Annotated in this window: 2 protein-coding genes; both read right to left on the bottom strand. The window is 53.9% G+C overall.

Going from position 1 to position 23,913, the window contains the following annotated elements; all coding sequences use genetic code 11:
* Positions 1-136: 136 nt before the first annotated feature.
* Complete coding sequence (locus tag LF929_RS02380; protein WP_226093249.1) at positions 137-16,759, bottom strand: SDR family NAD(P)-dependent oxidoreductase; 16,623 nt, start codon at positions 16,757-16,759, stop codon at positions 137-139.
* The gene (locus LF929_RS02375; protein WP_226093248.1) at positions 16,752-23,801 is read right to left on the bottom strand and encodes an SDR family NAD(P)-dependent oxidoreductase; all 7,050 of its coding nucleotides are present in this window, start codon (positions 23,799-23,801) and stop codon (positions 16,752-16,754) included. Before LF929_RS02375 ends, LF929_RS02380 begins: the two co-directional genes overlap by 8 nt.
* Positions 23,802-23,913: the final 112 nt, after the last annotated feature.

Raw genomic sequence — 23,913 nt, 5'->3', positions numbered from 1 at the left:
AAGACTCTCGAACGTTAAACCTCTATACCCTTCATACTTCGAGTTGCAGGTGCGTTGGCTGCCCTCACTCCCCCCAGTCACTTACTTGTGTAAGCTCCTGGGGATTCGCTCGATTGCCGCCTTCCTGCAACTCGAATTATTTTGGGTATAAGACCGTCAAGGCCGATATATCTTCTGGCAACAACCGTTCCGCCAGCATTATCGGGACAGGAATATCCTCCACTTTCAACTCTGGCTGTTCCACCATCATATCCAGTAAGACCAGCACGTGGTCGACAAGCCGTGAGATCAGATCCGGTGAAAAATGACGACGGTCATAGATAAACGGCAAGCTCAGCTTTCCGTGGGTTTTCAGCAAACCTACCCACAGTGGTGCGACGGGTTCCCTTTCGTCCAGAGACATAGGCAGCAATCTTTGAGCAAAAGTCGTCACGTCGACAAAGGTATCCCGGTCATTGCTATCAACAGCAAGGCTGCCCAACAGGGTGTGGTCGTGGGCATCCCCCCCTTCAGGGGCGAGTTGTTGATGCAGTGCAACAAAATCAAAGTGCTTATATTGCTGCACTTGCAACAGTGCTTCGTCATACACACGCCACACGTGCCGCAGGCTGAAATGAGGTTGCAGCGTTAACACCAGCGGAACCGACGAAGAGAAGTCACCGTAAACCGATTCAAATTCATATCGATCCCTGAGGTTATACGCCATCTGGATCGGCATATTTTCTCCGGTGATCCGATACATTAACGTCGCCAGAGCACAGGTGACGAGTTGTGTGAGCGTGGTATTTTGGCGACGATTTGATGACTGCAACCGTTCAAGCCTCTCATCGGAGATATCCAGAGAATAGGTACCCGCTTTTTCCGGCTTCCCGTGATGTTCATCCGGGCTGCTGCTCCGTGCGATGTGTTTATCCTGCAGCGTAAAAGACGCCCGTTTGCCATGTAACTTGCTCAACCAATACCGGGTCGCGGTCTCCTTATGTTCCCCGAACTGACTCAACGCAAAATGTGCATATTCAGCCAACGGTTTGGGGCAATAAAAATCGATGCCGCTGCGCAGTGCATCATAGCGATGACAGAGCTCTTGCAGGAACATGAACAAGGTAAAACCATCAGCATGGAAATGGTGCGTAACAAAGTAAACCGCGCCCAGATCGGCACCATTATGGGCAAGATACAGCTCAAACATCGGCATCCGATCCGCCTGGAACAACGTCGTATTGACCGATTTCTGGAAGCCGGCGAATGTCTGTTCAAACGTTTCTCTATCAGAAATATAAGGCCAACAGACTTCCCTGCATTCCAGCGTTAAGGCATCGTGAACAACCTGTGCCCATTGTTGCCCCACACGTTCAGCACCGGTTCTTAGAATGGCGTGATGGCGGACCATATCGTTCAACGCCTGATTCAGCAATGACAGGTCAACCGGCATATCTATCCAAAAACCCTGACCGATATTAAAGGTAGAGCGCTTTTTCACCTCACTCTCATGCAGAATAAATGCCTGAATGTGGCTGACCGGATAGTAGCGAACCCCGGTCTCTAAACACGACCATAAGCAATCAGGACGGTTCACACGATCAAGCCTATCCCCGGCACGCGGAGCGTTTCGGTAGAACTCAAAACGAAGACCTGTCGCGTCTTTCCAGACACCGATTCCCTGCGCTAACAGCAGGCTTAATTCAGTACGGCCCAACGTCATATCGGCTACAGGCTCTGCCGCCAAAGATAAGGCCAGTGAGACCGACTGAATAAATGTCGGGCAATTATCCGACCTATCCTTGAGGGAAACGCGCGCCGACGCGGAGGCAGACGGATAATACGTAGAGCGCGAGGGATCGTGAGCGGAATTGCGTGGACGATGGGCAATTTCCCCGGCAATCAACCGAAGCGATGCCTTCGTCAACAAATAGGCATCAAACTCAGTCGCAAAAGTGGCATTGATCCGGTTTAACAGACGGAGTCCCAACAATGAGTCGATACCGTAGCGGGTTACCGGTTCATCCAGATCAATTTCAGCGACAGACAAACCGGCCAGTTCCGCCAGCATACCGGTCAGTTGTTGCGCGATGTGTTGTGGTGCTGTCTGTTGTGATTCTGTCTGTTGCGTCGTTTGAAGGTCGGTTGCCTCTCGGCGTAACGCCCCGACAGGTTCCTCCCGGATAGCTCCGGCCCAGCACAAACGTTTGTCAAAAGGATATCCCGGCAGCGATAACGGGAATTTTTCCGCCGCAGAATAAGCCTGCTCCATACGGATTTCCGCGTTGAAGTCAGGAGAGAGGAAGTCGACACCATTGACATATAACCGGGCCAGAGCCAACAGATTGTCACGGTCTGTCGGCGCGTGAACCGCCTGACGCACGTGGGCAACCGCAGACGATGCTTCATTCCCGGCTAATGACTGATGGCCTGAACTGACTTTGCCCCGATAGCCGTTGTCCGCCGGAGTCAATGCCGCCCCGGTTATTACCCGATCCAGAAAATCGTACAATGCCCTGACGTCAGAAACCACGCAGGCACACCGATATGAGAAATGACTACGGCGCAACAATAGGTTTGCTGACAGTTGTTTCAGATCCACCCCTTGCTGAGCCCGCACAACATCTTGCAGATCCCGGCAGCGTTGCAGCAAAGCGTTGTCACTCTTTCCAGACAGCACAATACACACCGGCTGTTTACCGCCGTGCGCCGGTGATGCTCCTTGTAGCGATAATGGGCTCGCAGAGAGATTGTCTGGCGACCATTCCCGCCCTTCCCCGTTTGGGTGAGGTTCAGCGACAACAAGGTGAACATTGATCCCCGTCGCCCCTAACGAGCTAATCGCAGCACGCCGCACCTGTCCGGGGTCCACCGTCCAGGGCACCGTTTCCGCATTGATATAAAATGGACTGTGTTCCAGCGGTAGCAAAGCGTCCCGGTCTTGCGTATTCGGCGTTCCGGGAATGGCCCGATGCCTGAGCGCTAACAGCACTTTGAAGAGATGATTCATCCCCGCGCTGTGGAAAGCATGGCCGATGTTGTTCTCAACACTCCCCAGTGCACAGTATGACTGCCCGTCAGATGGAACCTCCCCGCCATGCTGCCGAAAGACGTTGGTCAACGCGCCAATTTCTGCGGCGTCTGCCGCAGGCATCCCGGCCGCATGAGCCTCAACCAGAGTGATACGCGCCGGATCAACATCAAACCGTTGATATATATCAGATAATAGCGCTTCCTGCGCACTGGTGCTCGGTGCCATAATCCCATTGGTTTTCCCGTTGTGATTGCTGCCCCAGGCTTCAATCACCCCATGAATTCTGTCGCCATCTTCCAGTGCCTGCTGCAACGGTTTGAGAATCACAACGCCAACAGATTCTCCGGGCATCATGCCCGTAGCCTGTGCTGAAAATGCACAACCACGGTCAGCTGAAGACAACAGCCCAAGACGGGAAGAACTGAGCAACATATTCGGCGTGGAATAAATCAGGGCACCACCGGCAATCGCCACCTCACACTGACCCAACACCAGGTGATCACAAGCCTGAGCGACGGCCAACAGCGAAGAAGCACACCCCGCCTCTACCGTCAGACAAGGTCCTTTCAGGTTCAGGCTGTAGGAGACTCGCCCGGGTACCTGAGACAAGGTAATATTCGGCGCAAAATGTTCTCCCTGAGCAAAACGCAGCGAATAGTCTCCCCCGCTCCCACAGAAAACCCCCCAACGTTTGCCGGACAACGTCTCTGGAATCATCCCTGCATCTTCAATGGCTTTCCAGCTTTCCTGTAAAAACAGACGCTCACAGGGATCTAACATTGATGCTTCGTGCGGCGATATCTGAAAAAACAGCGGGTCGAAGTGTTCGACATCCGAGAGAAAACCGCCATAGCCGGCATACTCACCCTCACTTTCCGGGCTAATCGACCAGCCGCGGCTATCCGGCGGCGGCGTAAACGCCGATTGACCTTGTTCGAGCAGATGCCAGAAGTCATCGGGATTTTTCGCCCCGGGAAACTGCCCGGACATGCCGATAATCGCGATAGGACCCCGGCCTTCCCCACACGGCTTCACGGCCCGTTTTCCGCTTTCATTCGGTGTGGTTTTCCCAACGGATCGGCCCCGATACACCGCCCGACAGCGTGCCGAAATCATGTCAACACTCTCGCGTTCCGATAAGAGATAAAAATGATCCCTGGCGTGGGTGCGAAGTACCTGAACCCCCGGTAAATAGTGTAGCCATCGCTGACAATGGCTTTCATCGTGCGTCAACTCTTCACCCAGCACATGGCGATTATTTTCAGCCAGCGCCGACAACGTATTGTGGTTCTCTGGCCGGTCACCGTATGACGGTGTAATCGTCATGTAGTGCAGATCAATATCCAGGGCATTCGGTAACGCCTTCACCGAATAGGCCGCCATCGCGTCGCGGTTGTGTTTAAGGATTTGAGCCATATTCTCAATTTTTTCCTTCACAACCGACAACGGCTGCTTCACGCCTTTTTTCAGGCACCCTTCAGCCAGCCATGTCACCTGTTTATCTGCATCAACGCGCCTTAATTCCTGTTCGGTGTAGGCGATCGTTTCAAACGCTATCTGACCTGATGCCAGCACGTCACTCATGCTGTAGTGCAAAAAGAAGTTCGCACTCATCAGTAATGCATCTCGATAATAAAACGGTGATGACACGTGATGGTTATCCGGCTGCGGAAACGGCGGTTCCAGCAGAATCAGACTCGACACCCTGAGCCCTGCCAGTTGCAACTGCCGGGCCATTTCATAGGCGATGATGCCACCCATTGAATACCCCGCCAGTTCGTATGGCCCGGTCGCATTACTGGCTCGCATGATGTCAATATAGTAACGCGCCATGCTTTCGATGCTGTCGAGCGGCGGGAACCGGGTAAGAAATCCGCGCGACTGAATGCCCCAGATGGCGTAGTCGTCTGCCAGATTTTCGGCAATCTTCAGATACACCCCCGTCGAGCCGGTGAGCGGATGAATCCAGAACCGTGAACATTCGGGCGCGGACACCTCGTTGATGTGCCTGTCCCGTAGCGATTTGCTAAGAGGAATACACTCTGGATACCGTCTCAACCACGCACTTAGTCCGGCTGTTTTTTTATCGGACGTCTTCTGCGGACAATCAGCCCCTTGTTTCTCGACCGCGTCGTGGGCGATCACCGCCACTGCGTTTGCCTGCTGGTCGTGCGGCGGGGGCGGCATCAGGTTGCCAAGATATAAAGACAGCGCATCAATGCTTGGGTAGTCAAAAATGGCTTTGATCGTCAACCCAGCCGCAAACGCCTGGTTCACCGCTTCAATAAAGCCAACCGCATTGATTGAATTGAGCCCCAACTCGGTAAACAGTTGATGGTTCTCGATTTCGCTCTCTTCAAAATAGAGCGTTTGCACCAGTAAAGCGCGAACCTGACGGGTGATAGCATCAAGCGGCGATGTGCCGCCTGTATTCATCGCGGCATCGCCCGGTATCATCACCTGTTTCTCACCGCTACCCGTAGACTGGGTCTGCGTGGTGACCTCGGCAGGGGGAAGATGGGCCCAGTAGCGTTTGCCCTGAAACGGGTAGACCGGCAAACTTATCCGTTGCGGTACTGTCTGTTGCAGCGAGAATATCTCACGGTATAAATCAAACCACTCCACATTGACGCCATTAACCCATGCATCCGCCAGTTCCTGCCATTGTCCTGTAGCTATCCATCCCTGAATCTGGGCAAGCTGTGCCGGAGAGTTCCCATCATCCCATTCATGCTCTGTTGCCCACCCGGTACCCTCATCATGGTGTTGTCCGCCATGATGATAATAAGCGCCGGGCGCAATCTCGCCGCGAACAAACCACGCTAATTGTTCACGCAATTCCGTAATATCAGACACCACAAAAGCGACGCGTTTTGTCATCGCGTCTCGCCCGGTTTGCAGGCTATAGGCCAGTTGATCAAGCCGCGTTGCCGGGTGACGTTGCAGGAACTGCACAAAGGCCTGAGCATAGGCTTGCAGCGCGGCGGTAGTTTTCGCCGAAATAGGAACGATCGCCGGGCGGGTGGCGATGCCCGACGGACGCAAAACGCGCCCTTGTAGCGCATGAATATCTGCGCCCTTCAACGCGTCGGAGTCGTCGGCAATATATTCTTCAATCACCACATGAGCGTTGGTGCCGCTGATCCCCGTCGCGCTGACTGCACCAAGCCTGGGCTGCGTGCCTCGCCGCAACCAAGGGTGATTCTGCTGGTGAATCGTAAAGGGAGTCTGCTCTAATTTAATGTAGCGGTTACAGGTATCAAATCCATGAGTCGCCGGAATCGTCTGTTGAGCCATCGCCTTGAGCATGGCCACAAGACTCACGACGCCGGAAGCGGCAAACGTATGCCCGATTACGGGTTTAATCGAGCCTAACACACAGCGATGCGCATCGCTGCATCGCCCGGCAAAGGCATCGGTGAGCGCCTGAACCTCAATCGGGTCACCCAACTGAGAGCCGGTGCTGTGAGAGATCACATATTGAATATCTCCCGGGTTAATTCGGTATCGGTCATAGACGTTTTTCAGCAGTTCCGCCTGACGAACAGGGTTCGGTGCTGTGATACCGTTGGTCTTTCCGTCGTAGTTCACCCCGCTGGCTTTAATGCAGCCATAGATTCGATCGCCATCGGCTTTGGCTTTTGACAACGGTTTGAGTAAGACTACAGCGACGGCTTCCCCTGGAACCAGCCCGTTTGCCCGTTGATCAAACACGCTGGCATTGCCGTCGGGGGAAAGCATTCCCGTCCGGCTCATACTCTGATACACCCACGGCGTCATCAACAGATTGATGCCCCCGGCCAGTGCCATCTCGCAGTCCCCCTGCCGCAGCGCCAGGCACGCCTGATGAACAGCCACCAACCCTGATGCACAAGCGGCTGTGAGCGCCATATTCGGGCCTTTCAGATCCAGCGCATAAGAAATACGCGCAGCCAGGGTTGCATTTTGATTACCGTTTATCGACCCCTGATCGCCGACAATAGCCCCATAATCGCTCTCTTCCGCGCCGACATATACACCACAGGACATTCCCCGGATGCGTTGCCCCATATAACCGGCATCCTCAAAGGTGTGCCAGGCTTCCTGCAGGAAGATCCGCTGCCTGGGGTCCATATCCATCGCTTCTTTTGGCGCAATATCAAAAAAGGCGGCGTCAAACTGCATGATATCCGTCATGAAAGCGCCCCATTGCGGAAGCGCTTCATGCTTATCCCGACCTTCTGACGATCCAGATGGCAGGTTATTGGCGACAGACTGCCAGTCCCAGCGCGGCCCTGACATCTCACCAATACAACTCTCTCCCTGGATCAGCTTTTCCCAGAACGCATCAATAGTATCCGCCTGCGGAAAACGCCCGCTCATCCCAATCACGGCAATCGACTCATCCATGACGTCAGAAGCCGTCGTGTTGGTTGCCGCAGCAAGAGCCGACTGATGATTCTCCGTGGTTGTCTTCATCTGCTGGGGTTCGTGGCCCGACGTTGGATTTACGTCTTCCCGCTCGACGGTCAGATGAACGCTATCAGCTAGCGGAGACATGTTGACGGCGTCCGTTTCCGGCGACGCCTGACGCGAAAATAGGGCCTGTAAAGCCTGAGCATGCTCACGACAAAAATATTCCGTCAACCGTTTAACCGATGAGTGACCGAAGAGCACAGCGGGCGTGATGTCAACATCAAAATACTGACTCAACTCGCGGGAAAAGGATGCCAGCGTGATCGAGTCAAAACCAAAATCAGCAAAACTGCTGTTCAACCCGATTCGGTCAATCGGCGTACCCAGCAACCGGCTAATCTGCGTTTTCAGCACATCACTCACCGTAGTGCGCATGTCTGTCACATCCCCGGACAACCGCGCCATATCGCCTCCGGCACGCAACGCCGTCACGTGACGGTGTGTTTGTGCCGCACCACGGGTCGTTTCTTGATTGCTGGCATCACCGTGGCCACTGACTGGATGATGTTCGCTCCATCCAGCTACCGGTTGTTCTTTCAGCCTCAGAAACCGAGCAACACGACTGGGTTTTCCGACCATCACCAAATGCTGGCCTTCGCTTTGCCGCAGCAGTTGCTCAAAGACCCGCACCCCTTCTTCGCTTTCAAGGGCGCGTTGACCACTGGAGCGGAGATAAAATTCGGCGCTCTCCCTGTCCTTGGCCCCCATTTTCCCTTCTTTCCAGAAAGGCCAGTTAATAATCAGCGTCTTACCGCGAAGTTTGCCCTGTTGAACCTGCGCCATCCGGTGTTTGCCATACCCCATCTGGAAACGGTTCCCCATAGCGTAATCACAAGAGCCAAAATCGCCTAAGAACGCGGCGCTGGAGGAAAAATAACAGACAAAATCCAACGGATCCTGCGCCAGCAGTTCGTCTAATAATTGTGTCCCTTCCACTTTTGGCCGAAGAATATCGTTGAACGCCTGACGGGACTTCTCAAATACAGGCTCACTGGCCTCCAACCCGGCGGCGTGGATAACCCCGAGGATCGGCCCCATCAACTGTCTGGCCTGTACCAGATTGAAACGCATGGTGCCGACATCACAAACATCGGCCTGGATATAGTGTACCTGTCCCCCCAATTGGGTCAGCTCATCGGCCATCGCTTTACGGTCTGCATTCATGGCTGAACGCCCGGTCAGTATCAGTCTGGCGGAATAGTGCTGTGCCAGATATCGGGCAAAAATGAATCCCAGCCCACCGAATCCCCCGGTGATCAGGTAGGTTCCACCTTGTTTAATCCCCGCCTCTGCCACCGCAGTGCCGCTCAGCACAACCGGACTGGGCTGAACATTCAGGACGTATCGCTCTGCGCCTTCATAGCAGACGCTTTCAAAATTTTGCCCCGTCAATGTCTGATAAAGCATGGATATATACGGTTGAGTAAAGACCGGTATGTCTCCAACCAGACCGGCCCCCGCGGCAACACTAACGGCCACCGCGCACTGGGTGTTAGGTAAGACGGATGTCAGAGAACGTTCAATACCAATCCATGACTCCAGATAAGCGCGCTCCAGCGAATGGTGGCTGGCACCGGCCAGCAGTAAGCGTGCTGGTGCCATGCCTGCGGCAACCATAGAAGACAACAGATCATGCAGCGCGGCGAAGTCTTGTATCTGACCACGTTCCTCCAGCGGCCATAGATATAAAATCGCACTGTGTTCGGGTTGTATCTGAGCCGACCTCAGTTGTGCAAAGCAGTGCTGATAACTTTCGACATTGTCCCGCGTGGTATTTTTTTGCGGCAGATGAAAACCGTTTATCCCCTCTTCCAACGGGTGGCGGGATACAAACACAACCGCTGTCTGTGGTGCCAGCACCGTCATCTGGGATTGCAGTAAACGCTGGCTTTCCGGTTCCGACAAAAAGCAGATCACGGTCTCAAACCTAGGGTCTTGCTGGGACGCCGCCAGATGAGGCACCTTCTGCCAGGACTCGGTAAACAGCATCAGCGCATCATGCTCTTCCTGCGTCGATACCGCTCGGGGCGGTGCCTCGCCTGATGATGCACCCTGGCCGATCCGGCCCAAATCATCCGGTGCCTCGATCCAATGCCGCTCCCGGGCGAACGGATACCCCGGCAGACTGATACGACGAGGCGTTACTATCAAATAGAGCTGATACCAGTCCACATGAAAGCCTTCCGCCCAGAACCGGGCAATCTTGTGAACGGCGTTTTGTTCTACCCAGCGCTGAAGCAGTACGCGGCTGTCCTCAGCCGACATAAACCCGGTATCCCGGCCACTGTCCTTCGCACCGATACCGACCCCTCGCCAACAACGCTCAGGTAAGGCGTCATCCTCGGCAAAGGCGACCAGTTTTTTCTGTAACTCCTGGAGATCCTGTACGACAAAAACCACCCGCTCTTCCAGAACCCGCCGTCCGACTTGCAGCGTGAAGGCCAGATCCGCAGGATGAACGCTATCGATATCCGGGTGAGTCGCCAGGAACTCGGCCAGATTTCGGGCCATCACCTGAAGCCGCTCTTGCGTTTTCGCCGATAACGGAACAATCAGTGGCATCTCCTGTTGCTGGCGATTCCCCAATGTCCTGACGTCTGGCGGCAGATATTCTTCAACGATCACATGTGCGTTCGATCCGGTAGCGCCAAACGAACTGATCCCCGCCCGCCGTGGGACATTGACCTTTTCGCCGTCTTCTCCCACCGTCGGTTGCTCCCAGTGCTGGGTTTCACGCTGAATATAGAAAGGTGAATTATCCAGTTCCAGATAAGGGTTAACCTGCTCTGAATGCAACAGTGACGGTACCCGTGTCTTATGGTGCAACTGGAGGATAACTTTACTTAAGCCACTGATGCCGGCCGCCGACTCCGCATGACCGATGTTCGATTTCACCGAACCGATCGCGCAAAACTGTTTGTCTTTCGTGTACTGCCGGAAGGCTTTCACCAACCCCTGAACCTCGATCGGATCGCCCAGCGCCGTGCCTGTCCCGTGCGCTTCGATATAACTGATGGTGCGGGGATCAATCCCGGTTTTTTCATAACAACGCAGCATCAAATCAGCCTGTGCAACCGGGCTGGGAACCGTAATTCCGCTCACTTGCCCGACGTGGTTGATGGTGCTGCCCTTGATCACCGCATAAATATTGTCCCGATCCTTAATCGCCTGCGACAGCGGTTTGAGCAACACGGCCCCCACACCTTCGCCAGAGACAAAGCCATTGCCGCCGTCACCGAACGTGCGGCAGCGGCCATCGGTGGAATACATGTCGGCCAACCCATAAGTCATATACTTATAAGGATGCAACGACAGGTTCACCCCGCCGGCTAATGCGACTTTACTTTCTCCCCGGCGCACACTTTCCAAAGCCAGATGTAGCGCGGTCAGAGAGGAAGAGCACACCGTATCGACGGCAAAAGAAGGGCCGTGGAAACCGCAGAAATAAGAGACCCGGTTAGCAATCGGGGCATAATTCATCGATAGCGGCACGACCTGACCACGATTGACTATCTCAGCGGCGATCAAGGCGTAATCGTTGTGCATGACCCCAACAAAAACACCGACATCACGGCGCTTGTTCGGCCCCTGTTCTGCAACCAATGTCTCTGGGGTGTAGCCCGCATCTTCGATTGCCGCCCAGCATGTTTCCAGAAATAATCGTTCCTGAGGATCTAGCCACTGCGCTTCTCTGGGCGAAACCCGGAAAAACTGTGCGTCAAAGCAGTCGACATCCTCGATAAATCCCCCCCATTGAGGAATCGGTCGGCCAGAAGGCGACGTAATGCCATCCAACACGCGTTTCTGCCATCTCGATTCAGGAATTTCGGTTACACAGTCCTTACCGGCTTTGAGGTTCTCCCAAAACTCCGTCATCTGTTTCGCTCCGGGATAGCGCCCAGCCATCCCGATCACCGCGATATCTTCGCTTTCCGAGGCATTCGGTGGGATTGATGATGTCGGTCTGGTTGATGATGCCTGTATGGTTGATGATGAATGGGAAGCGGCCTGCCCGGCGTTTATCGGCTCAGCATCGGCCCGATTGATACCGGCTAAATTGCCCAAATCCGGCAACGTACCCGATGCCTGAGGCGCGTTGTCCCGCTCGGTGACAGTCGCGACATCAGGTGCCATATCGGCAAATGGGCGGAACGACTCCGGGTACCGTTCCAGCAGATACTCGGCCAGTGTACCAACAGTGGCATATTCAAACAGCAACGTCGGATTCAGCTTTACCTTGAGCGACTGCTCCAGTGACTGCACCATTTGCAGCAGCCCCGCCGAATCCAACCCCAATTCGTAATAACCGACATCGCTCTCAATCTCTGCGGTGCTTTTCGCCAACGTAGCGGCCAGTATCTTTTTCACCGCATGTTCAACACGGTCCAATGCCGACGCATTCTCACCCGTCAGGCTGGTCGAAGCCGCTGACGCCACAGACTGAGGTGCCTTTTCCATCGACACCACCGGTTTGACTGGCGGCGTGACGGCCTCATCAGCCAGGATCGGCACCGCTGCCGGGGTTCTTGATGCGTTGATCGCCGCAGGATCACGTACACGCTTACAGGTGAAATTTTTCAATTCACCAATCTTTTCACCGTCAGGCTTAAAAAACTCCATCGTCAGGTAAGAGAGTTGCTCGGTTTGTTTCAGCGAGGCACGACTGACACGGGTAATACAGCGCCCTGACAACGGTTCTGAAGCGCGGAAGGACTCATAATAAAGCGGTAAAAAGATGTCTTGCTGTTGGTTTTGCTCCAGAAACAGATCCCCAGACCCGATAGCGCTACCGTCAATCAGCACCGGGTGAAACAGATAGTGTTCTGCGCCGGCGAGTGGCTCATCGGGAACGGCAATATCAATCAGATTTGCCGAAGGCAGGTGATAAATCACGCCGTCGCCGACCATCGGTCCGCGGTGACGGATATCGTCCCCACCAAATTCCGCATACGCGTCCTGTAACCTCATCTGACTGGTGGCGGTCTTTTTCAACGCCTCCACATCCAGTGTTTCATTAAATATCGACGCCGCAACCGGGTGCATTTCCGCACTCATATACAGCTTCAGTCCCGACCGTGAGTGATCATCCGACACTTCACTGCCTTCCACTTTCAGACGCCAGTACCCTTGCGCCTGCTTTTGACAACTGATTTGTGCATCCACCCCATAGTCATCACCGATAGTAAAGGGGTAATGAATCGTTAGGTTGCGCATTTCCAGTTGTCGGTAATCCATACCTTGTCGATGGAAAAACTGAAAGAGCAGATCGATGTATGCCAGCCCGGGCAGCAGCGATTGTCCAAACGCCTGATGGTTATGCAAAATGCGATGATGGTGGTTAAAAGGTTGACTCCATGGGTGATTTTCCGTGAATAACCCCGCACGGCCGATGGGATAATGGCCTTCGCCAATCCGATCACCGTCGCCAACGCCTTTTTCAACCATGCCGACTTTCGAGGTCGGCACCGGAGCACGAAAGACGTCTTTCGCAAACACATAGCCGGGTAAATGCATACGCACTGGCGGTTGCCGATAGAAACTGTTCCAGTCAACCGGTTTCCCTTGTAGCCAGGCTTGCCCAATCGCCTCCAGTTCGGAACGGGACAACTGGTGTAGACAGCGGTGTTGATAGGCATCGGCGGCCAGAGCGTGTTGTTTTCTTCCCACCATCGAGGCATGCCCGAAAAAATGATCCGTCGCTATCGTCTGACGGCAGCATGACTGTAACTGTTGCAGACAGTCGTGGCGATCTTTCACAATCAGGAAGAAACGTTCCGGCATCGCTTCCCGTCCAACCTGCAACGTATAGGCCATTGATTGCATAAAGGACAAAGCATCATCGCCTGACTCACGCTGTTGCCCATCCGTATCTTCAAGATAGGCGCACAGTGCCTGAATCTGTGCTTGCAGACTTGATGTCGTTTTTGCCGATAACGGAATAATCCAGCCCGCGGTAGCCGGTTCAGCGGCGTGTACCCGACCCGGCAAATACTCTTCAATGACCAAATGTGCGTTGGTCCCGCTGTGACCGAAAGAGTTCAGGGCGGCCAGTCGCGGCCTGCCCGCGTCGGTTTTCCACACGGACGTGGTGTTTTGAATATAAAAAGCGGAATCTTGCAACTCAAATAACGGATTTATCTGCTGATAATGCCTTAAACCCGGTAGCTGACGATGACGCATCGACAACAAGATTTTGATAAGCCCAATCACCCCGGAAGCGGCCGAAGTATGGCCGATATGAGACTTCACACTGCCCAGAGCACAATAATGCTGCTTATCGGTTAATGCCTTAAATGTTCGCGCCAGGGCATTGACCTCAATGGTATCCCCCAATTTACCGCCGGTGGCATGAGCCTCAATGTAACTCATCTCTTCAGGATTGATGTGGTAGCTCTGGTAGACCTGTTCCAGTAATTGTTGCTGAGCCGTTCCACTCGGTGCCGTAATACCGTTGCTCGCGCCATCCTGATTAATTCCAGAGGCACGAATCACCCCGTAGATGGGATCGCCATCGGCGATAGCCTGATCAAGACGTTTCAGTGCAACGATCCCAATCCCTTCAGATAACAGCATGCCGTCAGCCGACTGCTCAAAAATGGGGCACTCAGCGCCGTGGGACAACATGCCGATACCAGACAGACTTGCCAACGCACCGGCATCCAAAGCCGCGAAGACACCACCGGCCAGCGCCAGATCTGTCTCCCGGCGGCGCAGACTTTCACAGGCCAGATGTATCGCCACCGCAGAAGATGAACAGCCAGTATTCACCACCAGCGCCGGGCCTTTCATATCCAGAAAATAAGACACGCGTGATGCAATAATCGCTTCAGATGAGCCAACAAAAGAGCCCTGATGGTAATTCGACGGCTCTGCACCAATAAACACCCCGGTATTGCTACCAGCCAGAGCCTTGGGGTTATAACCTGCATCTTCCAGCGCTTTCCAGCTTTCTTGCAATACCAGCCGCTGATGCGGACTCATCGACAACGCATCCTGATCGGTAATCCGGAAAAATTTCGCATCGAAGCAGTCTCTGTTTTTAACGATCCCCCCCCATTTGCAATAGGTCTTTCCGCTCGGCGTGGTTTCTTCCTTGTCCGTATCAACGCTATTTGTATCGACAAAATATCTGGCTTGATCCAGATAATGCCTGGGTAATTCTTCAATCCCTGAACGATGTGCAACGAGGTTCTCCCAAAAATGCTGGGTATCCTCAGCATCAGGAAATTGCCCTGCCATCCCGATCACCGCAATGGCAGCCGGTTCGGTTTGCCTCTCTTCGGGTGTCGTTCCCGGATCAGTGATGGACGCCGACAGTGCGGCAGACGACGACACCGCCGCTGGCTGCGGTGCGGCTTCCAACCGCGGTGGCGATTGCGACAGTCGTTGAGAGGGCCGCGGTTGAGAGGGCTGTGGTGATGAGGATGGAGCCTGAGGAATACCGATCTGATCGGCGCAAGTCAGGGCAATATGCGCACTCAGCGTTTCGACCGTCGTATAATCATAGAGCAACGCTGGATTGACATTGATCCCCAGCGCTTGATTGACCTGATTGACGAAGTTAACACTGAGAATCGAATCAATACCAAAATGAGAAAACGCCACCTGTTCATCGATTTGCTCAGGCAGCATATTGACCGTCCTGGCTAGCCCATTGATCACACAGGTTGTTATATATTCCTGCGTTATTTCGCCGCGTCCAGAGGGGGTTTTCGTACCGGAAGAAAGCGAATCCGGCGCGCGCTCAGCCAGAACATGATGTCCTGCGGTCCGAACAATATGGCCGCTCAGCGAGGCGACGGTGCTGTAGTCATAAAGCACTGCGGGATTCAAGCGAATACCAATCAATTCATTGATTTTATTTATAAAATTAACACTTAAAATAGAATCAATCCCGTATTCGGAAAAAGCGATGTCCGCATCGATCTGCGCGGTTGAAAGATTAACCGCTTGTGCCAACGCAGACACAACGGCATCGTGAACCCGCTCGGCAATCTGCGCTTCTGTTATCGGCACGTCTAACGGCACTTCGGGTGTGGCCGCCGTACCTGATGAACGTTTGGCGGAGTCGGAGATGGCCTGTTGTTTTACTTCTGCCGGAGAATATTGCGACTTATCAGCCATCAGCGATTGATCCGCAGGTTGCCGTTGCTGGCGAATCATCCCGTCACTAAGGGCGACAATAATGGTTTGTCCTAGCGCATGGGCTCTTTGAGCCGGAAACTCAACCGCAAAGAACCCTTCTTCTTCCAGTATCTCCTGCCACGTTTCAGGCGCGATTGCCGGGCTGCCCGCAATGCGCAACGCCGTATCCTGATGTAACCACCACCCTTTGAGCAACCCGAACGTCAAATGGGTAAACACAGACTTATCGCTAAGCTCATTAATCACCACCATTCCCCCGCGGCGCAAGGCAGCTTTGCAATGCCGCAGCGTGGCCCGGATATCCTTGGTGGCGTGCAATACATTGGTCGCAATCGCCACGTCAAAACAGCCCAGAGAAATAGGCTGTGTCGCCAGAGGTTGTTCAATATCCCACAATGCATAGTCGAGAAACGGGCAATCCGGCCCATAGTGCCTGCGGGCATGCATCAAAAATACCTGAGAGAGATCCGTATACAGGTATGCCTGAATATTGTGGCGGTATTGCATCAACGCGGGCAAAACCATGGCCGTTGTGCCACCGGTACCGGCACCGATTTCCACCAGACGCAACTGCGCGTCGTGATCAAACCGCAGCACCTCATTCACGTAGTCGCCCACGGTTTTCGTCAATACCCGATTAAAGAAATCAGAGACCGGATTGTTTTTATAAATCCCTTCCACTTTCTCCATCGACGCATTGGGGAACAACACTTCCGTCGCCTGCACCTGTCCGGTCAGAATGTGGGGCAGATCGCGCAAGCAGGTATCGACAAGATTCATCTGGGTCATGCGGGCATGATCATGGCGATAACCATCACGATAATCATCCCATGCCTGCCATATTGCTTCCGGCGGCTGCGCTAACGGCTGCCGACGAACCAGCGAGTCTCCCTGCTGGGTTACCCATCCAGCCTCAAGTAACAGCGTCATCGACTCCTGCCACCAGGGCTGGAACTGAGGATCAAGCCCCAAACGGGCGGCAAGCGTAGAAAAATCGAGAGGATTCGACGGCGATGAAAAAACACCAAGCCCGTCAAGCTGGACATACAGCAGTTGAATTAACCATTGATTAATTGCATGAGGGTGATGGGATTGCAGCAACGCGTCAGCCTCTTCATCCCATTGATTGTCAGCGATATTATTCATTGATCAGCCTCCTGCTGTGTTTATCAGATGAAGAGTGAGTGGGTGACAGTTGACGTTGATGACTCAACAGAACGGACTCATGCGGATGCAGGTTCATCAATTGCTGTACCGGAACAGACGCATTCAGGCACACCAACTGCGCCAGGCGTCCCTGCTGCAACAGCGTGGCAAAACGTTCAAAACAGGCAAAACCATCCGCATCGCTCAGGGCAAAAATACTCTGGCTGGCGGGTAACCCGGCAAGAGATGCCTGCCAGAATCCCCAGTTGATAATCCCGACGGGAAAATCGGCACGATGCTGTAAAGCACGCACCAAGGTGTCGGAGAACGTAATCCCGGCGGCATAAGCTGACAGCGTCGCCGCACCGGAGAAAGAGAAAGCCTGGCAGGAAGAGAAATAGACCAGAAAATCCAGCGCTTCGTGCCGGAGTGCCTGGTAGAAATTGAGACTTCCTGATGCTTTGACCTGAAGTATCTGCCAGAATATCTCTTCCGTGGTCTGGCTAATGGTGTTCTCGGTATCAAAGACCAGACCGGCGAATATCGCGCCATTGATGCGGGAATACTTCTGCTTGATCTGGACTACCGCCGCCTGCAGAGAGGCCAGATCCGTCGCATCCGCCTGAAGATAATCAGGCCGGATACCGATGGCTTCCATCGCGTCCAGTTGGTTCTGAACCGCGGGACTGGACTCAGGCTGGCGTCCCAGCCAAATCACGTTTGCCTGATAATGTTGCAGCAACTGCCGGGTTACCACACTCCCCACCGTTCCGCTGCCTCCCAAAATCAGGTAGACACCCCCATGCTTGATGCCACTCTCATCACTGAAACTGCGGGGATCCACACGGAAGAAGGTTTGTCGGTAGCGGCGTCCAGAAAGCAGCCGAATCTGTTCGCCCCGTTCGCGGACCACTTCGTTGACGATCTGCTGCAACAGTTTTTCCCGCCGCGCTGGCGTGTGCAGATCGCGTCGGGATACATCCAGATTTCTGACCCTGAAACGGTGATCCCCTTGGGCAATGGAATAAGCCAGGCCACTTACCCCCGCACCGTGATAACGAATCTCCCGTGCAGACAATGGGTGGTTATCCTGCGTGATCACGGTCAGATCGATCGTTGCATCTTTCGCTACTCCTTGTTGTAGCGATTTCACCAGACGCAGCAGTTGCAGTTCGTTTTGTTTCAGACTGGCCGTGATCGCCTCTGCATCGACCAGCTCCTGGGTGGCATCGCTACCCGCAATAAAAAACACCTGCTGTATGGCACCGATCTCATTCAGACAGTAGCCGATCGCGTTTTCATCCTGAATATCACACGCCCAGTGATTCGGCCCGATCGAGTGCGTTTTCCGCCCGGCATCGCTTCCCAGTGAAAAACGCAGCAGACGGTTGACCTGAGCGGTCAGTTTACCGACTAACGCCTTTTCCAATTCCGTTTCCTGCAAGCTCCCAACAACCAGAACCGTATCCGCCATTCGCGTTGCACTGCGGCTGGCAGGAGGATTTTCATCAGGCTCCCATAGCGCGGCATAGCTGAAATAATCATCTGGCCTGGTTTTCTCCCTAACTGCCGGGAGATGTCGCTCCGCCGAGTGTATCGGCGGGGTGCGCGTTGCATCTGTCGGCAAGGCAGAGGGATGCGGCGGCACACCCATTGCCACATGACACGCCATCGCCGCATGACGAACGTTGTCGATCCAGTATCGGTCAGTGGCGAATGGATACGTCGGTAAGCTTATCCGTTTAGGGCGCTGCTGTGGATATAACCGGTACCAGTCGACCGGCATCCCCCTGACCCATAGCTCCAGGAGCCTGGCGTACTTACGCTTCTGGAACCAAAGCTCAAACGTGGCCACCATGTCTTCATCTGTGGCGAACATGGCCAGCATCTCTTTATTCTGCCTGACATTGCCGAGATACACATCGTCAATGGCATCTTCTCCGGCCACGAACGCTCTCAGTTTTTCAGCCAGTTCATCAATAGAAGAGGCAAGGATCCCCAAGCGCTGTTCCATCGCGTCCCGCCCAACTTGTAGGGTATAGGCCAGCTCGCCCAGTTCCGGCTGTGGTTTGTTTTCTGCCGTAATCCGGGTGAGAAGATTCCGCGCTGCCGCCGTGAGGCGCTCGGTGCTTTTTGCCGAGAGTATGACCATGGCGGGTTCCGGCTTGCCTGTCCTCAGACCGGCATCGGACCGCGCATTCCCCCCGGTATACTCTTCCAGCACGATATGCGCGTTGACCCCACCAAAACCGAAAGAACTGACCCCAGCCCGGCGAGGCAACACCTGTCCCTGCACATCCACCGGTGCCACCCAGGGCCTGTTCTCCTGCACCACATAAAAAGGAGAATCGTCCAGCTTGATATAAGGATTAAGCTGTTCAGCGTGTAAACTTTTCACCAAGGTTTTATGCTGAAATTGCAATAACACCTTGATCACGCCGGCAACACCGGCAGACATTTCCAGGTGACCGATATTCGTCTTCACCGAACCCAGACCGCAGTGTTGTGACTTGTTTCCCAGATCGGTTGTGGCTGGCGTCTGGCGATAGAGCGCCTGAAAGGCGCTTTTCAGCCCATCAATTTCTATCGGGTCACCAAGCGGCGTCCCCGTACCGTGAGCCTCAATGTACCCGACACTGCGCGGGTCGATCCCTGCTTTGGTGTAAGCGCGCTTTAGCAATGCCGTTTGCGCTTTCGGATTCGGTGCCGTTAATGAGTTGGCCCGGCCACCGTGATTTTCAGCGCTGGCCCGAATCACACCATAAATATGATCTCCCGCCGCTTCAGCAACACTGAGCTTACGCAGAAAGAGCATACCGACCCCTTCTCCCCGCACATAACCGTTGGCCGCACTGGAGAACGTCTTGCAACGGCCATCCTGACACAGCATTCCCGCTTTACTGAAGCTGATATAGCCATCGGGGGTCACCAGCGTGCTCACGCCGCCGACAATGGCTTGTTCACATTCACCCGCGCCGATAGACTGCACGGCACGATGAATCGCAATCAGTGATGAAGAGCAGGCCGTTTCTACCGGTTCACTGGGGCCGTGAATATTCAGGAAAAAGCTCATCCGGTTCGGCCCAACCGAGGGAACGATCCCTGTCAGCGAATACCCTTCTATCGGACGCCGGGCTTCTGAGATAAGGCTACCGTAGCCACTCATGCCAGTTCCCACGAAAATCGCCGTGTCAGTACCGGCTATCTCACCGGCGCTGTAACCCGCATCTTCAATGGCGCTCCAGATGTAAGTCATCAATAATCGTTGCTGGGGGTCCATCAACTCCGCTTCTTTCGGCGAAATACCAAAAAACAGGGGATCAAATTCATCAATACCTTCAATGAACCCTCCCCATTTCACATTGGATTTATTCACTTCACGAACCGGATCGCCATACAGCGCCTGCCAGTCCCAGCGTTGTTTCGGGATCTCCTGAATACAATCTTTTCCGCTGACCAGATTGTCCCAAAAGGCGTCCAGATCCCGGGCCATCGGGAAGCGGCCGCTCATTCCCACGATCGCAATCGGCTCACTCTCATGAGGCGTTGACTCTATCGCCAGGGGTTTTTTATCAGAGGGTTGCCGGGAAACGGCCTGATTCAAACGCCCCGCTGATCGGAGCGTGTGGTGCTGGGGCGGTGCATCGCTTAAGGGGACGTCGCTTATCGCTGCTTGTGTTTGCGGCTCTCCGGCCACGGCTGACTCCGCAGACTCGGGTAACGCCGACGGCACGGATGATTCCTGCTCAGGAAACGAGTCTGAGAACGCTGCCGAATGTGTTTCTGCCAGATAATCAACAAACTCGCCGAGCGTTGGATATTCAAAAAACACCGTCGGCGTCAGTGACAAGTGGTATTGGCGATTTAACTGGTTGCTAAACTCAGTCAGCAGAATAGAATCCAAGCCAAACTGAGACAGTTCAGTATTCAGATCGATCTGCCCTGGCCCCAGCTTGCGTAACCTTGCCAGTGATTTTTGCATCAGAGGGATCAGCTTTTCCCGCAGTCTCTCTTTTGCTGTACTTGCCGTCGGAACCGACGTCGCCATTGGGTTATCAGTGTTGGCGGCAGGTTCATGCGTTTCGGGGGCAGCTAGCATAGTTTTCCCCTCCGTTTCCCCCTCGGTTTCAGCCATCGGTCTGACTGAAACAGCCGACTTCATGGCTCCAGCAGACGCATCGTCCACCACTCTGGACGAAAAACCACTGAGTCTGACCCAGACATTGCCTGCCTCATCACACAAGTCATAATTCATTTTTCTGACTCTGTCGGCTTTAGATGACCCAGCCTTAAACCGCGCCCAGACCCAAAGGATCGCAGGTAACGCAGCGGCGGTATCACGGGGGAACATTTCCAGGCTTTCCAACGCAAACGGCAAGGCAAATTCAGGATGATCAACGTCCACCAGCAAACCGGCCGCTATCTGTAATGCCGAATCCAACAGGCTCGGGTGCAGAAAATACTGACTGCGGGTATCCGCCACACTCGCGGGTAATTCAATTCTGGCAATGGCTTGAATATCGCCTTCTTCAATCGATACCACGCCCTGATAAGCCGGGCCGTGAAGGATGCCCATCGCCGTGTAGGCGCGATAACATGCCGTACTGTCCAGCGTTCGGGCGGTACACTGGGCCTGCAAAGCGCGGATGTCGACCGGTGATGGCGTTACCGGAGTAGGAAGCGGCTCCCCGTCATCGGGCAACGATGTCACGTAGGCCTGCCCCCGACAATGTGTGGTTCTGCCGGCCCCGACAACAGCAGAATCCTCGCTGTAGATCTCAAAACTGATGTGGTCGTTATCTTCAGGATACAGCTCGATAGACACGTTCAAGCCCGCCGCCTGAACGCTCATCGGCCTCACCCAACTGATATTTTTCAGCATTATCTGGCTGGCATGGCCTGCGGCATCAGTGATTGCAGCTCTTGCTAATTCCAGATAAGCAACCCCTGGCAGAACCTTCTGTCCTTTAACAACATGATCAGCCAGAAAAAATTCGTGCCCGGTAAAAAAACTGCTGTAACGCTGGGTAGAGAAATCTGACGTATTTTGCTGCACAAGAGGGTGTATTTCTCGCAGCATCCGATATCCACGAGAGTCCGGGGGCGATATCGCGGCGGTCTCGGCCTGACTCCAGTAGTGTTCAAGATGGAAAGGATACCGAGGCAAAGAGGTCTTACTAAAACCAGAGGTACCGAAGATCTGGGTCAGTGGGAAATCAACGCCTCTGACCCAAAGCTCCATCAGAAAACGTTTGTCATTCTCCCAGTCCAACGTTTTCAGCAAGTCAGACAACCGGTCATGGCGGGTAAATATATCAAGCGCCTTATTTTCATCGTGTTGTCCGGTTTTCAGGTAGTAAGATTTCTGCCCATTGGCGGCAATAAACTGGGTTAGCTTCTCCTGTAAATTGTCGATACTGGTGTAACGGAAGACCACCCGCTGATCAAACTTGTTTCTTGCCGTCAGATAGAAATATTCCAATGCTCCAGGATGAATTTCATGGGATTGCTGCAAAAAGGCCAGAATAGATTCCGCATAGTGAAGCCACTGCCCTTCATGCATCGTTGACAGCGCCAGAAAATACACATCACCCTGCGACGGCGTCTCATCACTGACAACGTCGCTGTGCGCTGGGAGATCGGCGGGACCAGGATATTCTTCCAGCAGCAGATGGGCGTTAACACCACCGGCGCCAAAGTTATTCATCGCGGCCCTGCGGGGAATTTCTCTGCCGCTATCATCCAGCAGAGGCGGCCACGCTTCTGTCATGTCATTGATATAAAAGCGTGAACCTTCGAGGCTGATTTTGCCGCTACAGGCTGAAAAATCTTTGATTCCTGGCTTTTTCCGCGTTTTAAACGCATGCAACACGCGAACCAGCGAAACCATCCCGGAGGCCGAATTGGCATGGCCCATGTTAGGCTTGAGCGTACTGATTTTACACGGGCTGCCCGTTGACGCTGCCACACCCGCGTTTAGCTGCGCATCGGCACGTTTGAACCCTTTAATTTCTTCGGCATCGGCCAGAAGCGATGACGCGCCGTGAGCTTCCACATAGGTAACAGTGTCTGCATCAATGCCAGCCTGGCGGTAGGCATTAACAATTACACTCGCCTGTGATTCCGCCGAAGGCATCGTCAGGCTGCCATAGCCCCCGGTATGGTTTACATCCGAGCCTAAAATCACGCCATGAATGTTGTCCCGATCGGCAATAGCCTGCGATAGACGCTTGAGCAACACCGTTACCGTCGCCTCCGCAGGCAAGAAACCTTTAGCATCGGCCTGAAAAGGGGAACAGACCGTTGCGCCTCCGAGAATGCCTAACGACTCCTGCCCCAGATACGATCCGGCCAGAGCATCGCCGAATAAAAGATTGGCGGCACCAACCAGCGCATAATCGGCCTCTCCACGCAACAGCGCTTCTTTCGCCTGATGCAACGCAACGCTGGCACCGGAACAGGCGGTATCGATATAGAGGCTTTTACCGTTGAAGCGAAAAGCATGGGAGAGGTAATTTGGCAAAGACCAGGACATCATGCCCAATATGGAATAACTCGTCAGCGCAGCTTTGGCGAGAAAAGGCGTATAAGCCGCACCTTCCGAGGCAATATACACATCGACTTTCGCCTCTCGTAACTGCTGAGGCAGATAACACGCATCCTCCAGCGTGTGCCAGGCGGACATCAAAAGCAGGCGGGTTCTGGGGTCCATATACTCGGCTTCCATCGGACCTATATTGAACAGATCAGCATCGAATCCGGCGATATCATTCAGAAATGCCCCATACCTGTTTTGCATCTCCGGCCCGGGAAAATGATTCCCCGGCACGAGAGAAAACAAAGACTCCTGTTGATCAAGTTTCTGGCAAAAATCTTCGATAGAATCCGACCCCGGGAAAAAGCCCCCCACGCCGATAATGGCGACGGCCTCTTTTTTATGCATCGAAGAAAGACAATCAGGCCAGGAAATGTTGCTACCTACATCGCCCTGTATATCCGTTAATACCGTGGCATCTTTATTGTCGTTATGTTGCTTCGTCACCTTAAAGCCTCCCATTGCCTTATCTGCCACCGTTATCCGGTTGCCGCACGCGCACGTTTGTGCTTAGTGCAGCAACCGGAAATTAAAAGAGGGCGTGCATTCCTTTTTTTCT

Source organism: Dickeya oryzae (assembly GCF_020406815.2).
GTDB classification, from domain to species: Bacteria; Pseudomonadota; Gammaproteobacteria; order Enterobacterales; family Enterobacteriaceae; genus Dickeya; species Dickeya oryzae.
Note: the sequence above shows the minus strand (reverse complement) of the source record. Positions and strands in the feature narration are given on the sequence as shown.

Excerpts from the sequence above, each read along its gene's own strand:
- LF929_RS02380 (WP_226093249.1), bottom strand. The coding sequence starts at position 16,759 with ATGAATAATATCGCTGACAATCAATGGGATGAAGAGGCTGACGCGTTG.